Annotated in this window: 16 protein-coding genes; 2 read left to right on the forward strand and 14 right to left on the reverse strand. The window is 36.0% G+C overall.

Features of this window, described 5'->3' with window-relative positions:
• Positions 1-6: 6 nt before the first annotated feature.
• Positions 7-939: a glutathione S-transferase family protein gene (locus ACN5L8_RS04960; protein ID WP_419172461.1), complete on the reverse strand. Its 933-nt coding sequence runs from the start codon at positions 937-939 to the stop codon at positions 7-9.
• Positions 940-1,026: 87 nt separating this feature from the next.
• Positions 1,027-2,061 (reverse strand): 23S rRNA (adenine(2503)-C(2))-methyltransferase RlmN, encoded by a 1,035-nt coding sequence (gene rlmN / locus ACN5L8_RS04965; RefSeq protein WP_419172462.1) that lies wholly within the window; start codon positions 2,059-2,061, stop codon positions 1,027-1,029.
• Positions 2,062-2,122: 61 nt separating this feature from the next.
• Here rlmN and ACN5L8_RS04970 point away from each other — a divergent pair, with 61 nt between their 5' ends.
• Positions 2,123-2,692: a peroxiredoxin family protein gene (locus tag ACN5L8_RS04970; protein WP_419172463.1), complete on the forward strand. Its 570-nt coding sequence runs from the start codon at positions 2,123-2,125 to the stop codon at positions 2,690-2,692.
• Here ACN5L8_RS04970 and ACN5L8_RS04975 read toward each other — a convergent pair.
• Positions 2,685-4,139, reverse strand: coding sequence for a disulfide bond formation protein B (locus tag ACN5L8_RS04975; RefSeq protein ID WP_419172464.1), 1,455 nt, complete (start codon positions 4,137-4,139; stop codon positions 2,685-2,687). The two genes, ACN5L8_RS04970 and ACN5L8_RS04975, sit on opposite strands and share 8 nt — an antisense overlap.
• Entirely contained in the window at positions 4,139-4,306 is a 168-nt protein-coding gene (locus ACN5L8_RS04980; RefSeq protein WP_162929554.1) for a hypothetical protein, read from the reverse strand. Before ACN5L8_RS04980 ends, ACN5L8_RS04975 begins: the two co-directional genes overlap by 1 nt.
• Before the next feature lie 118 nt (positions 4,307-4,424).
• Between ACN5L8_RS04980 and ACN5L8_RS04985 the strand changes: the two genes are divergently transcribed.
• Positions 4,425-4,832, forward strand: coding sequence for a hypothetical protein (locus ACN5L8_RS04985; protein WP_120404467.1), 408 nt, complete (start codon positions 4,425-4,427; stop codon positions 4,830-4,832).
• A gap of 55 nt (positions 4,833-4,887) precedes the next feature.
• On the opposite strand, the gene ACN5L8_RS04990 is transcribed toward ACN5L8_RS04985, so the two are convergent.
• The 10 genes from ACN5L8_RS04990 to ACN5L8_RS05035 all read right to left on the reverse strand — a co-directional run bounded on the left by ACN5L8_RS04990 (position 4,888) and on the right by ACN5L8_RS05035 (position 13,962).
• Positions 4,888-5,106, reverse strand: a complete 219-nt coding sequence (locus ACN5L8_RS04990) for a cold-shock protein (protein WP_120404466.1) — start codon at positions 5,104-5,106, stop codon at positions 4,888-4,890.
• A gap of 95 nt (positions 5,107-5,201) precedes the next feature.
• A complete protein-coding gene (locus ACN5L8_RS04995; protein ID WP_120404465.1) occupies positions 5,202-5,651 on the reverse strand; it encodes a hypothetical protein in 450 nt (149 codons plus the stop codon).
• An 80-nt stretch (positions 5,652-5,731) separates the two neighbouring features.
• Positions 5,732-6,535, reverse strand: a complete 804-nt coding sequence (locus ACN5L8_RS05000; RefSeq protein WP_120404464.1) for a metal ABC transporter permease — start codon at positions 6,533-6,535, stop codon at positions 5,732-5,734.
• 2 nt (positions 6,536-6,537) lie between these two features.
• Positions 6,538-7,425: a metal ABC transporter substrate-binding protein gene (locus ACN5L8_RS05005; RefSeq protein ID WP_419172465.1), complete on the reverse strand. Its 888-nt coding sequence runs from the start codon at positions 7,423-7,425 to the stop codon at positions 6,538-6,540.
• 10 nt (positions 7,426-7,435) lie between these two features.
• Positions 7,436-8,524 (reverse strand): hypothetical protein, encoded by a 1,089-nt coding sequence (locus ACN5L8_RS05010; RefSeq protein WP_419172466.1) that lies wholly within the window; start codon positions 8,522-8,524, stop codon positions 7,436-7,438.
• Positions 8,525-8,578: 54 nt separating this feature from the next.
• Positions 8,579-8,872, reverse strand: a complete 294-nt coding sequence (locus ACN5L8_RS05015) for a hypothetical protein (protein WP_115360916.1) — start codon at positions 8,870-8,872, stop codon at positions 8,579-8,581.
• A gap of 62 nt (positions 8,873-8,934) precedes the next feature.
• Complete coding sequence (locus tag ACN5L8_RS05020; protein ID WP_115360918.1) at positions 8,935-10,359, reverse strand: lytic transglycosylase domain-containing protein; 1,425 nt, start codon at positions 10,357-10,359, stop codon at positions 8,935-8,937.
• A 77-nt stretch (positions 10,360-10,436) separates the two neighbouring features.
• Positions 10,437-11,396, reverse strand: a complete 960-nt coding sequence (locus ACN5L8_RS05025) for a LysR family transcriptional regulator (protein WP_158536829.1) — start codon at positions 11,394-11,396, stop codon at positions 10,437-10,439.
• A 222-nt stretch (positions 11,397-11,618) separates the two neighbouring features.
• Positions 11,619-12,500 (reverse strand): mechanosensitive ion channel family protein, encoded by an 882-nt coding sequence (locus ACN5L8_RS05030; RefSeq protein WP_334679123.1) that lies wholly within the window; start codon positions 12,498-12,500, stop codon positions 11,619-11,621.
• Positions 12,472-13,962 carry a sodium/proline symporter gene (locus ACN5L8_RS05035; protein ID WP_115360924.1) on the reverse strand — a complete coding sequence of 497 codons (1,491 nt, stop codon included), beginning with the start codon at positions 13,960-13,962 and terminating at the stop codon, positions 12,472-12,474. The genes ACN5L8_RS05030 and ACN5L8_RS05035 overlap by 29 nt, the downstream gene beginning before the upstream one ends.
• Between the last annotated feature and the right edge of the window lie 82 nt (positions 13,963-14,044).

The following is a 14,044-nucleotide window of genomic DNA, read 5'->3' on the forward strand; positions in this document are numbered from 1 at the left end:
TATCACCTATATAATTTCCAAAGGGCCAAGAGCGACAATTCGATATGGATTAATATCCTCATGGCTATAAAAATAATGTCTTTTAATATGTTCAAAATTCGTTGTTTCACTTATCGCCTTCATCTCATAAAGTTCCTTGAGATAACGAGATAAATTTTTGTAATCTTTTATTCGTTTAAGATTACATTTGAAGTGGGTCACATAAACGCAATCAAAACGAAGAAGAGTTGGAACCAAACGAAGGTCTGCTTCGGTTAACCTTTCTCCTAAGAGAAAACGATTTCCTTCTAACTTCTCTTCAACTTTATCTAAAGCATCAAACAAACTAGTAACAGCGGATTCATAAGCTTCTTGCTTCTTTGCAAAGCCACTACGATAAACTCCGTTATTTATATTTGGATAAATAAAATCATTTAGCTCATCGATTTCACTAGCTAGCTCTTTAGGATAGTAATCATCAGTATTACCTGTTAGCTCATTAAATTCTTTATTAAAAATACGAATAATCTCAGATGATTCATTATTTACGATTCTCTGTGTCTTCTTATCCCATAAGACTGGAACAGTAACACTAGTGCTCACTTCTGGATCAGCTTTAGTATAAATCTCTTGCAGGTAATTTAGGCCATATAGGTCATCTCCAGTGGCCCCTGAAATATTAGTTTCAAAAGTCCATCCCATATCTAACATATCTGGAGAGACAACACTTACACTGATATGCTCTTCAAGCCCCTTGAGCTTTCGATAAATTAAAGTTCGATGGGCCCAAGGACAAGCGTAGCTTACATAGAGATGATAGCGGCCAGACTCAGGCTTAAAAGTGTCGTGATCTTTTGAAATCGTATCTCTAAATGATCGAGGAATACGATCGTAAGCACCATCATCATCACTTGTTATGATTGAGGTTTTTATCCATTTTCCATCTACTAAACGTCCCATTTCGACTCCTTTTATTTACTAAAAGAATAGTGGGAATTCCGTCCTATTAAAAGTACATATATTTTAAGATTTTGTACTAAAATTAGATCATTTGGTATTGAGCTGACCACATGCGGCCAAGACATCATCACCTTTGGTTGTACGAACAAGAGTTGGAATAGAGTAAGTATCGAGGATTTCTTTGAAATTAAGAATATTATCTTCTTTCGGACGCTTGTATTGTGTTCCAGGAAATTCATTGAACGGAATCAGGTTAATAAGGGCCCTTCTATTTTGAAGCAAGTTCCCTAGCGCTCTTGCATCCCCTTCTCCATCATTTAAGTCCTTTATTAATAAATATTCATAAGTAACAAATTGCTTATATCTTAATGGGATATTATCAATGTACTTGAGAACTTCTTCTAATGGATAGCGCTGATTTATTGGGATAAGTTCATTTCGAATCTCATCAAATGCAGAATGTAGAGATAAGGCCAGATTAACTCCAGGTATTTCATCCTTCCACCTTTTTAAACCTGGTATATATCCACTTGTTGATATGGTAATTTTTTGATGGCCAATTGAAGTTCCATATTGTGAAGTAAAAATATCACATGCTTTTTTCACTTCATCAAAATTATGTAGAGGCTCACCTTGTCCCATGAAGACAATATTTAAGATGCGCTCTTCTCCAGGGCGATTCTCTTTAAGCCAATGCCATGCCGCTAGAAACTGACCTATAATCTCATAGGCCTTTAGGTTTCTTTTTAGGCCCTGCTTACCAGTAAAGCAAAAAGAGCATTTCATCGCACAGCCAACCTGAGAAGACAGACAGATCGAATACTTCTTATGAAATGGGATAAGAACACTTTCAACTTTATTACCATCTTCTAATTCAAAGAGAAATTTAACGGTACGATCGTTGGCCTCTTGAACCATTGCGACCTTAGGCAAAGAAAAACTTAAGTTTTCATTGATAAAACTTAAAGTTGATTTCGCAATATCTTGGATTTCTTTGCTATATGCGTTTTTCTTCTTATAGTACCAATTGTAAAGAAGGTTTGCGCCAGACGAATTTAAGCCTTTAGAACTCAATAACTCTTGTAGCTCAAGGAATGTGAATTGAAAGAATGATTTTTTCACAGGGCAACAATATAGAATTTCCCTTTGTCCGTCTAGCTCAAGGGAAGAAAATGGAGAAAAAATGAAATATATAATCATTTTATTACTGTCTTTAAGTTGTTTTGCATCTGAAATAGGTCTAAAGGCCGGTGAGAAGGTCCCAAATTTAGCTCTAAAATCTATCACAGGAAAAGAATATCAATTAGATAATTTAGATAAAAAGACCGCTCTGATTTTCTATCGTGGTTCATGGTGCCCGTACTGCATAAAGCAATTAAAGAGTGTGCAATCAGAAGTTATGAGTAAAACCGACAAGAACTCTCAAATCTTAGTTATAAGTGTCGATCGAGCTGCAGTTGCAAAGAAAATGAAAGATAAAAATAAATTCACTTTCGATGTTATTAGTGATCCTAAAGCACAAAGTTTATTGGCCTTTAATATTGTGAATAAAATTGATGATGAACTCGTAAAGAAATACAAACAATCATATCAAATTGATGTAGAAGCAGACTCTGGAGAAACACATCATATGGTGGCCCATCCTGCAGTATTTGTTATAGATGGAGATAAGATTACTTATAGTGATATCCATATTAATTACAAAGATCGTACAAAAAATGAAGAGATCATAAAAGCACTTAGTTCTAATTAATAAAGTAGCTTGCGATATTGCCATCAATAATAATGAATTGATCTTTTTCAAAGATAACCACTCCCCTGTAGTCACCATTAACAGGCAAGAGAATGGATCCAGTAAAAGAAGAGAAATTATTATCTGAAATAATGATTTCTCTATTATCAGGAGCAAGCCCATAGGCAATGGAATCATAGATTTTCAAACTCGTCACATGAGGCTGAAATTCACTTTCATTAGTAAAGACTTCCTTTTCACTACTAAGCATATAGTCTATAGAAGAAAATCTTGTCGCAATGATCTTATTGAATTTCTTATTAGGAACACTTAAGGTCACAAATTCATTTGTTTCGCGATCAAAGGTTAAACTTTGAATATATGCATATTTAGAGCGTACTGTTGAAAACCGTCCTCGTCTGGTTTCTAAAATTCCATCAGTACCATCTTTAAAAGTCGCATATTGATTCTTTAACTTAGCCTCTTTATCCAATTTTAAAATGACATAACTCTTATTAATTCCCGTAACCATCAATCGATTACGATCAATAAAGGAAACTGCTGTGAGAGTCTTTATTTCGATACTAAAGAGATTATCCAGGTGGACGTAAGCTTTTATATCACTTAATTTATCATCGAGGATATAAATGTAGAATTGATCTGTAACAAGAGCAAATAATTTCGATTTTGGATGATAATCAATGTCTGTAATATTACCAATGATCGTTTCAGGAAGTTTTACTTCCTTAACTTTAATTAACTCATCACCACTTTCAAACATAGCAATATCTCTTTTGGCCTGAGTCTTAACAACAGGTTTTTCAACATGATACTTACCACGTAAACTCATAGGACGCATAAGATTTGCCCACGACTGTGTCGACCATTTCCAATCTTTTGGAGTCCATGAGAAACGTATTGGATCACTTTGTCCAATAAATGGCGGTGGCCCAACTTGTGTAATCGCTTGTATGGAGTTAATTCCAAGAACGATGAAAAAGATAACAAAAGCACTTCCCTGCAGCTTAGTAAGGTATCGTACTTCTCCGTCCTCGTTATCAACAAGGTTACCTCCAAAGAAGCCAAGAATGATGGCCAAGCATATAAAAATCATCCAATAAATAAAAATACCCCAACTGTATGTATGGAATCCTAGAATCTCAAGTGCAAAGCCCTGTCCAATATCTCTTAAAAAATGACCGCCAGTATGGCGTAAGGACATAAAGATTCCAATTGCACAGTAGAAAATAAGTAAGGCCAAGTACTTTGGTCTTAGGCCGTAGCGCAAAATAAAGAGTGTCGTCAAACTGATAAACATCATAACAGCTCTTTCTTGCCAACAAAGAATACAAGGATTATCGCCAAATCCGAAACCTAGAACAATACTTGCGATACCAATAGGAAGAACAACCAGAGCAATCGTTGCAAGAGAGACAATATTGTAAAAGCGCTCAGTTTTGCCTGACATTAGTAATTTCCTGGAGGAAGGATCATATGCTTAGTCGCTACAAACCAAACAAAGAACATAATAAAAGTAGCTCCAATTAAAAGATTTTCTGCCCTTTTTTGAAATTGAGGCCTACGCCAAATATAATAGGCCGACATAATCAGTAAAATAAGCTCTAAGAATTCCATAAATACCTCCTCAATGAAATACTTTGTTAGAAAATCGGAAGAAATATTTTCTTAGATAAGTTAATTTCACTTAAATTCGAATTGCCCTTAAAATTAAAGCTACCCCAAAGGAGAATTTATGAAATCGATAATCTTAAGCGCACTTATTTTTGTATCACTAAATACATTGGCAGGTCTTACACCTAAAAGAAAAGAGCTATACCATTGCGTAAATTATGACATGAGCTCGAAAGTTACTGATGCAATAATTTATGAGTCGCGATTTGGTCGAAATACTCCGTTTCACGAAGTTGAAGTATTCGTCGATGATCTAAATCAAAATAATGAGTATTCTTTTATAAAGAAGGTAAATTATATTCCTAAATACAACAAGAAAGTAGAATCGTTTACGACAGGAAACTTTCGTTTTCGCCTAGATCATGTTGCCCCAGGGATTAATGGTAATATTTGGACATTTGCTAGAGTTCCAGAACATGGAGTTCACTCTTTTGATTGGTCTTGTAAAGATATTAAAGAAAATAAATAAAAAAAAGGGGCCAATGCCCCTCTTTTCTCACATCAAGTTTAATTGAAAAAGAAAGTTAAGCCTTCTTAACTTTCATTGCACATGGGCCTCTTCTTCCTTCTCCAATCATATATGTCACTTTGTCATCATTAGCTAGTTTGTTACCTGATTCGACAGCAGAAATATGAACAAATAAGTCCCCGTCTCCTGTATCTGGCTTAATAAATCCAAAACCTTTTGCTTCATTAAAAAATTTAACCTTTCCCGTTTTTAATTCATTTTGTAATGCTTCCATAATCATCCTTGTTTTCCCTTTCTCAGTGAGATGTAATTTATATTTGATAAAGAAAGTTATCTCTCTAATAAAACAATATGAGAATTTAAGATAGGTTAATTTTTCACACAAATATAATCATGACATCCACATGCAACGGCTACTCCACCTTTTTCCTGACATCGCTCAGCGAATGCCTCATCTTCAGTAAAAATTTCTGTACAAGATGCTCCTTCCTTCATAGGGCGACAAGATCTTTTCATTCCCTGGCGATCAACACCAACAACTGTCTCTGTTTCATATTCAACGCAAACAAAATTGTGGCATCCACATTGAACGGCCTTAAATCCTCTTGAACGACAGTCTAGTCCATGCAAATCACCTACTTGAATTTCCATCGAACAATAAAGAGGCTGTACCATACGCAAACAACTTGACTCATTACCATTAACATCAATACCTGTGACAATACTGTCTAGCCCTTCGTTTTTTACAGCAAGGGCATCATTTGGAATAAAGAAATTTAAAAGAAATACAACTAAAAAAAATAAATATGATATTTTCATAAGGCCTCCTAAAAGCATTATTAGAAGGCTCTTCGACATGAGTTTAAAGTCTCGAAACTAAATTATGTTAAAGATTCAAATTAAGTAGCGATCTTTTTTCGTAATATAAACGGTAGTACAAAGATTGGAAGAACTGTAAATACCACAACGATGATTGCTCCAGCAGGAAGATCAAGAACATAACTCAAGGTCATACCAATAAAGCTAAGTATCGTTCCTATGATCCAACCTAAAAGAAGTTGTCCTTTTAGAGAGCTTACAAGATTGCTGCTTAAAAGAGCTGGTACCACAAGAAATGAGAAGACAAGTAAAATACCTGCAATCCCAACTGAGGATGTTATCACAACACCAAATAGAGAGAAGAACACAAAGTCCCAGAAGCTAGATGAGTCTGACTTTTCCATACTAGCTGCTATTATTTGTTTTCTAAAAATATAATGAATTAAAGCAACAATTGAATAGATCCCCCCTGTCTTTAGAACATCCATCCATGTTACCCAAAGGATTTTTCCAACAAGGATTTCTTTTATATGTTCAGCTCCATGGGCCATCATATTAACAACTAAAAGAACAGCAGATGAAGCAAAAGCATATACAAGGGCAATTAGAACTTCTTGCGAAATATACTTTTCATACTTCTTTGCCCATGCAAAATATCCTGCTGCTACAAACGTGAAGCCAAGGGATATAAAGTAATTAAGTGAACTATGGTGATCTAAATGAAAAAGTAATGCGACAGTTGATCCAAGACTCGCAACTTGAGCTAATGAAAGATCAACAAAAATCACCCCGCGCTTAAGCACATGTAATCCTAAATAGCAGTGAATCCCCACCAGGATTAAACACATAACAAAAGGAGCTGCTAAGAACGAGATGATTTCCATATTTATTCCTTTAAAGCTTTAGCTAATTCATCATATAGAGAGAAAATATCTTTTGCCTTATCATTTCCATTTACGGCTACTGGAACGATATTAATTTTAACATCTTTAATGCTCGTTTTAATTCGTTTTGCCACACTAGAATCGAAGTAATTTTCAACGACAATAGTTCTAATCCCTTCTTCTTTCATCTCTTTTATCACTTTAATGATATGAGAAGCTGTTGGAGGAATTCCAGGTTTAGGCTCAAGAACATTTTTAATATGAATACCAAACTCATCTAAATAGTAAGTTAAAGTTCTGTGATAAGTGATAATATGAGTCCCACTCTTAATTACACTTTTTAGCTCTTTGATCTTGCTCTTCATTTGATTCTCAAAGCGCTTGAAATTTTCTTCATAGCGAGATGTATTTTTTGAATCAATAAGAGAAAGCTTATCCTTAATCGCCTTTGCAACCTCAAGGGCCTTAGTTGGAGAAAGCATAAAGTGAGGATTTCCTTCAGGGTGAACATCACCTTGAGCTCGACTAATCTCTCCCTTATGCTCTTGCTTTAATGAGACAATATCTGCTGCTTCAAGACGTCCTCTTTGGCCATCTCTAATACTAGGGTTTCGACTTCCTCTAATAATTAAAGGAAGCCATCCACTTTCAAGACCTGCACCAATATTAACGAGAAGATCAGCTTTTGCTAATTTAAAAGTATAGCTAGGCTTAGCTTCTAAGAAATGTGGATCTTGAGTCCCTTTAGCAAGAGAGAGTACCGAAACACTCTCTCCACCTATTTTTTCTACAACATCAGCTAAATTAGTCGTTGTCGTCACTACTCGTACTTGAGCGAGACTTGCTATTGAGAATAAACTCAACACCAAATAAATCAATAATCTCTTCATCTTCTATCCCCTAGTATACATGGGCCGGATGGGCACCAATACTAAAGCTTAGCTGGAGAGAGACTCTTTTTTCAGGGCGATCTTCACCATCATGAATATCATCGTATTGTACTCTTAGAGACGAGAATTCAGTAGGAACAAAAGCAATTAGACCAGTATAAACATTTGTATCTGTTAGGCTCTCATCAGCAAATAGACCTAGGAATTCATACTGAGCTTGTGCATACCAACGTTGTGCTAAGTGATAGCGGAAGAATGTTGAAACACCACCGTTCTTTAACTCATTTTCACCTTGAATATCCTTGTGAATGAATTCTGTCGACCAAACAAATGAAGAGTACTTTCCTTTCTTAACTGGTTTCCACTTAAAAGTAAGGTCTGAACCAAGAACAGTCGTACGGTTTCTTAATTCAGTTGGTAAGCTTCTGTGATTATAGTATAGACCAGAAAGCCCCCACTCTAATGTTAGAGACTCAGATAAGTCCCAAAGGTTTTTCAAGTTTGCAACTGTTGCAATTGAGTGTGGATCCTCATGAAATAATTCTTCATTTGATGGTTGAATGAACTGAACTGTAAGGTCACTAAACCATGGAAGTGGAAGCATTGTTGAAACGCCAACTCCAACTTCATTTAGACCTTCTTCACCAAACATATACTCTTGAACGACACCACGATAAATAAATGGCTGTGCGTGCGTATGAACCATATTGTACTTACCAAATTGAGTATAGAACTTACCAATTTTAACCGTCACATCAGGAATTGAAATCGTTTCAGCAAAGATCTCTTCTGGTTCAAAAGCATACCCATGGCCTTCATGTCCAGCTTCTTCCTCTTCTTCATGTTCAGGGTGAATTGCAAAAGTTGCTTCTGCTCTAAAGTATGCATCAACATCTGCACTAAATTGAATTTCTGCTTCTTGTAACTGGAAGCCGTCATGATCATTATCACGAGCAGAGTTCTTATAAAGAGTTAGTGCATTTAGGCCAATTGATGGATTAAAGCCGTTTCCTCTGGATGTGTCTGATAATGATGTTGATTGAGCTGATGCACTAAGAGCACCAAGTGTTAAAAGTGATGTAATAATATAATTCTTCAAAGTAACCTCTTTGTTATTTCATAAATAATAAATAAAAATTTAAATTAAATGGGATTATGAAATAAGACTAGGGGGACCGCGAAGAGTGATAGAAGTTAAATCTAAATAGAAAAGTGGTTCATCAGATGTGATAAATGGACCAGCAACTTCAACATCAGTCGCACTTACAATTAAAGTTGATTCAAGATCAGGAGAATCAAGACAGCTGATTCTTTTTCCATGAAGACACACGCTACAACTATCATGGATATTTGATATTTCATGAGAGTCATCGTGGGTATGAATCGTTGCAGCTAAGAAGCTTGCAAAGAATGCAATTAGTAATGTAAGTCTGGCGTAACGTAACATCAGACAAATCTTATCAGGAAGCTTTAAAAAATGTCTCGTTTTTTTTCAACAATAGCAAATATTTAGATGCGCAACATCTGACCTATAAAGAGGTTATTTGAAGATAATGAGTTACGTCTTCTAATTTCCCTCGCCGTCGTGTTATATAGTCTTGCAATGCGAGAGAGGCTATCTCCTCTTTTAACGCGATAACGAAATGTACGGACACCTTTTGTTACATCAAGTTTTTGCCCTATATAAATTCGGTTAGAGTATAAACCATTTAAGCGTCTAAGATAGGACACAGATAATCCATGACGTCTTGCAATCTTTCCTAAGAAGTCATTCTTCTTAACAAAGTATACTTTCTTCCCAACGACACCCTTGTACTCATCTAAGCGTAGAGTTAGTTTTTGTCCCGGATAAATGCGACTTCCTTTAATTCCATTTATTCTTTTTAATCTTTTTAAAGAGATCTTATACTTTCTAGCAATACGAATTAGAGAGTCCCCTCTTCTAACTTTGTAGCGAGTTGGAAATGAGTTTAATTTTCCCCACTGACGATTTGAAGAAAGCTTCTTTTGAATTTCTTCTACGTTTGTATAGTCATTTCGAGGAAGCCAAACAGCATAACTTCTAATCCAATTAGGTGTTCGTTTATATTTTAAAGCAGGATTAATTCTTTCTAACTCTTTACGATCAACTTCAAAGTGCTTGGCTACTTCAGCTAGCCTTACACCGCCAGGTACTTCAATAAGCTTTAAGTCAGGATATTTTTCGACTTCAGCAATTGCATTTGTATCAAAGCCAAACTCTTCCAAGTTTTCTCCAACATAGGCAGCGGCCAAAAACTTTGGAACATAATTTCTCGTCTCTCTTGGAAGAAGTTTACGATCAACGAGCTCCCAAAAATTTCTTGTCCTTCCTTTCATAATGGCACGAAGAACTCTAATTTCACCGCAATTATAAGCTGCAATTGCAAGCTCCCAAGAATTGAAGACATTATATAAATCTTTTAAATACTTTGTGGCCGCTTCAGTACTATGAATTGGATCATGTCTTTCATCAACTACGCGATTGACTGCTAAACCATAGCGACGGCCAGTTCCCTTAATAAATTGCCAAGGTCCAACCGCCCCAGCATGTGACAATGCTCTTTGATTAAATCCACTTTCAATTAGAGGAAGATAATATAGCTGATAAGGTAGCTCCTCTTCTTCAAGAACTGTTTGAATTACTTCTTTATAATACATCCCTCTTTCAATGAAGCGCTGAAACCTTTCGCGGTCTTTGGAGGCAAAATAAGTGATCCATTTTTTTACATGCTTATTCTGATATAACTCCATCTCATGGCGAATATCATCGTCGTATTCATAAGAAATAGTATTACTACCATTATTGATATCATTACTTTCAACGCGCTTTGGAGACTGTCCACAGCTAATGATGATTGATAGTGTTGATAAGATTATTAAAGTATTAATTGATTTTGACATTTTAGTTTTCATAGAGAAATTCTACGATGAAATAAATGACAAAAGGAATGCAGTATTGGCCTAATTAGACAAAACCAAAACCCTCAAGTTTACTTCAGTAGCTCATCTGAGACGTCTGAGACTTCAATCTGAAGATCAACATCTTCATAACGCTCAGGAACATTAGAAAGCTTCGCCTGAATTAACTCTTCAAGTTTTCTAATTGAGATAAGTCCTTCATCAGACTTCTTCCAAATCGCATATAAAGACATTCTAATTGGCTCACCTACGCGAAATGTCTTAATACCTTCATAATCCTCTAGTGGATTCTTTGGTAAGAACATAACACAACGGCCACGGGCACATAGCTTATGAACAAAGTCCAAATGATCGCTATAGACCTTTTCCTTTGGAACAATTCCATTCTTTCTAAGATGCTGATAAATAACTTTATTAAGAGTCTTATCCCAATTACTTTCGGCAAATGGAATATTAACTAGTAGGTCCTTGTGATCACGGAACTTTCCATAGAGATCTTTTGAACAGCAGAATACAAGCTCGAATGAGCCAATTTCAGCAACTTCTAAGCTTTTTCTTTTCGGCTTTCTTAGAGAAATTCCCCAGTCAATATAACCTTGTAACAGGTTATCAACGAGAATATCATGTCCAACTTGGCGAAGTGTATTAACGGTACCGTATTGAGTGTAGAGGTCCCAATATTGAGAAGCGAACTCTGTCGCTAAGTCGTGAGAAATTGTTTCTTCTATTCCGATAGAAACAGGGTAACCACCAACAACATCTTCCGAGAAATGTTCAAGAAGTTTACTTCCCTCTTCAAAGATCCCCTTAGTGCGCTCAAATAATTGCATCCCTTCTTGAGTAAGAGTTAGGCCTTTTGAGCTACGATTAAAGAGCTTCATATTGAATTTATTTTCGAGGCGTTTAAGTTGTTCACTTAGTGTTGGAGACGAGGTTCCAATAATTTGTGCGCCTTTTTTTAAAGACTGGACCTTTGCTACTTCATAGAAGCAATATAGGTGGTTCCAATTAATGTCCTTGAGTTTCTCCAAGCTTATACCCCTAATCATTAAATTCGTCTCCTAGCTTAACAAGTTGAACATAAATTAGCAAAAACCTAAGACTAGGTCCTAACTAACTAAAAATAATCAATTCTTTTGATTTTTTAAGCTTCTAAGAATTAGAAGAAATTGGGAAAACTTGGTTTAGAACGAATAAGACAATTTTTGTCGTGCGTTCAATAAAGTTTTGAAATAATTTTTTAAACATAATAACTACCTTTCTTGCTTACTAATATTAAACTTGTGGAAATCGATACCTTCTCTTTGAAACTCTGCATAAAGCATTGTTCTCATATCGTTTCTAAGCTCCCATGCTTCTGATGGGTTTTCCGCCCAAGCGGCCAACCAACATTCAACAGCATCTTTTTCTAAATTCATCACCCACATTGTTGGGTCCTCAACATCGCAATAATACGATGATTTCTTTGCTGCCATTGTCCCTATCTCTTTCACCCTTTCAAGGTCCGTTCCAGGAGCAATGAAAAATGAAATATGGGTCCAAACAAAGCTGTCATTAATCGTGTAATTCAAAATTTCTTTTTGTAGAAGTTTTGAATTTGGAATAACAACACGAATCCAATTCCATTTTTTTACAACTGAATAAGTTAGTCCGATCTCTTCTATAATCCCGTAGTTATCATCTATCGTTACTGTATCTCCAATCTTAATAGACTTGAAGAAAGATATAATAACTCCAGCAAAGAGGTTCTCTAAAAATGGTCTTAGAGAAAAACCGGCAATAACTGAAACAATTGCTGCAATCAATGAGACATAGACTGTTGGAATCTTTCCAAGATAAGGAATTGAAACAAAAATCGACCAAAGAATAAAAATTAGTATTGGAAGTGCTCTTGTCATAAACGAGAAGCGGCCTTCAATACCTTCAGCTCCCTGTGACTTTAATTCCTTCTCCTGATCATCAACCGGAGAATCTGTCTCAACGGCATCAATGATATCTCTTCTCTTGATGCCTCTTAATTTCTTTCTCTCTACTCTTTTAATATTTAAAAGAACAAAGAAATACCCTCCTAAAAATAGGAGGGTAACTGTAATAGGATATAAATAACTAACTACTAAATTCTTGAGATCCATCATTTCCAAATTCTGCCGCTTGCTGAGTTCTGGCGTCTTTCACCTTGTTAGATGAAATTATATCATTGAACTTCGTCTGTGACAGAACTAGGTAAGTTATTAGACCCATAACAATTCCTGGTGCAACTTCATAAATGATTCCACCAAGGCCTTGTACCATCCAAATAACTGTCGTAGCACCACCAATTACCATCATGGCAATTCCTGTAAACTCTGAAACCTGCTTCTTCATTGCATAAACAAAGAGTAGAGGTCCAAAACAAGCTGCTAGAATCGACCAAGAAAGAAGAACTAATTCAAATACGTTCTTACTTCCATATAGCGCAACAACTAATGCAATAATTGTTGTTAATGCTGTCGCTAATTTTGTTAAATAAACATTATCTGATTTCTTTGGCATTAAATCTCTCGTAAATGCCGCTGAACAACTTAGTACCTGAGAGTCAGCTGTCGACATTGTTGCTGCAAAAATACCAGCTAGAACAACACCAATTAAAATCTCAGGAAGAAGCATTTGACTCATCATTGGAAGAGCAAGTTCAGCATCAAAGTTAGCTGAATTTGGCAGAAGTAATCTAGCTGTAAGCCCTGCTCCAATAGTCATAACAGTAAATGCGATGAACCATGCATAGTAATACATTCTTGTTTTATTCATGTGTTTCGTATCATCAATAGTCATGAAACGAATCATAATATGTGGCTGGCCAATTACACCAAATCCTGCAAATACCCATCCAAGGATAAAGAGGAAGACACCAGAGGCGCCGCCAACTTCAAGGCCAGTAGGCATGAAACTTAAATAACCAGGTGAAACTGCATTTAGCTTATCAACGTATTGTCCATAACCACCAACTTCGTTAACACCTACTACAAAGAGCATCCCCATAGCGACAATCATAACGAAAGACTGAGCAGCATCGGTCCAAATTGAGGCCCTAATACCACCTGATAGACAGTAAGCGAAAACAATAATGGCACCAATAATTGCACCAGTACTATAGTCCCATCCAAAAAGAACATGTAGTGCTTTTGAACCGGCCTTAAATTGGGCAGCAGCATAAACACCTAAGAAAATAAACGTGATTAGACCCGCAATGAATCTAAGTTTTTTAAAGCTTGTTCCTCGTTGCCATCTTGATAATACCCCACCGAAACTTAATAAATCTTCGGCTTCTGTTACTTCTCTTAGCTTCTTATGAACAAACATACTCATGATGTAGTCACCAACAATCCAACCAATCATAATCCATGAAGACTGAATCCCGCTGGTGTAAGTATAACCAATTAAACCAATGAACATGTAACCACTGTTGTTTGTGGCAACCGCTGAAAGAGCGGCCATCCAAGGAGGAGTGTTATGTCCTGCTAGGAGATAATCTGAGTTGTTTTTCTTACTTTTAAAACTTGAAGAAACTCCAATCAATGTGAACAGGAGTAAAAAAAAGAGGAAACTGTAAACAATCATTTAGCAATCCTTTCTTTTTGAGCCCTTTTCTTTTTCGACTTGTACTTAGTCTATAAAACCCACAATCACAGTTATTGCGGGC

Origin of the sequence: Halobacteriovorax sp. (assembly GCF_048381875.1) — a bacterium.
Classification (GTDB): Bacteria; Bdellovibrionota; Bacteriovoracia; order Bacteriovoracales; family Bacteriovoracaceae; genus Halobacteriovorax_A; species Halobacteriovorax_A vibrionivorans.

Bases quoted from the DNA above. Each gene is read 5' to 3' on its own strand.
- ACN5L8_RS04960 (WP_419172461.1), bottom strand. From the start codon at position 939: ATGGGACGTTTAGTAGATGGAAAATGGATAAAAACCTCAATCATAACA.
- ACN5L8_RS04970 (WP_419172463.1), top strand. From the start codon at position 2,123: ATGAAATATATAATCATTTTATTACTGTCTTTAAGTTGTTTTGCATCT.
- ACN5L8_RS04975 (WP_419172464.1), bottom strand. From the start codon at position 4,139: ATGTCAGGCAAAACTGAGCGCTTTTACAATATTGTCTCTCTTGCAACG.
- ACN5L8_RS04980 (WP_162929554.1), bottom strand. From the start codon at position 4,306: ATGGAATTCTTAGAGCTTATTTTACTGATTATGTCGGCCTATTATATT.
- ACN5L8_RS04985 (WP_120404467.1), top strand. From the start codon at position 4,425: ATGAAATCGATAATCTTAAGCGCACTTATTTTTGTATCACTAAATACA.
- ACN5L8_RS04990 (WP_120404466.1), bottom strand. From the start codon at position 5,106: ATGGAAGCATTACAAAATGAATTAAAAACGGGAAAGGTTAAATTTTTT.
- ACN5L8_RS04995 (WP_120404465.1), bottom strand. From the start codon at position 5,651: ATGAAAATATCATATTTATTTTTTTTAGTTGTATTTCTTTTAAATTTC.
- ACN5L8_RS05000 (WP_120404464.1), bottom strand. From the start codon at position 6,535: ATGGAAATCATCTCGTTCTTAGCAGCTCCTTTTGTTATGTGTTTAATC.
- ACN5L8_RS05005 (WP_419172465.1), bottom strand. From the start codon at position 7,425: ATGAAGAGATTATTGATTTATTTGGTGTTGAGTTTATTCTCAATAGCA.
- ACN5L8_RS05015 (WP_115360916.1), bottom strand. From the start codon at position 8,872: ATGTTACGTTACGCCAGACTTACATTACTAATTGCATTCTTTGCAAGC.
- ACN5L8_RS05020 (WP_115360918.1), bottom strand. From the start codon at position 10,359: ATGAAAACTAAAATGTCAAAATCAATTAATACTTTAATAATCTTATCA.
- ACN5L8_RS05030 (WP_334679123.1), bottom strand. From the start codon at position 12,500: ATGATGGATCTCAAGAATTTAGTAGTTAGTTATTTATATCCTATTACA.
- ACN5L8_RS05035 (WP_115360924.1), bottom strand. From the start codon at position 13,962: ATGATTGTTTACAGTTTCCTCTTTTTTTTACTCCTGTTCACATTGATT.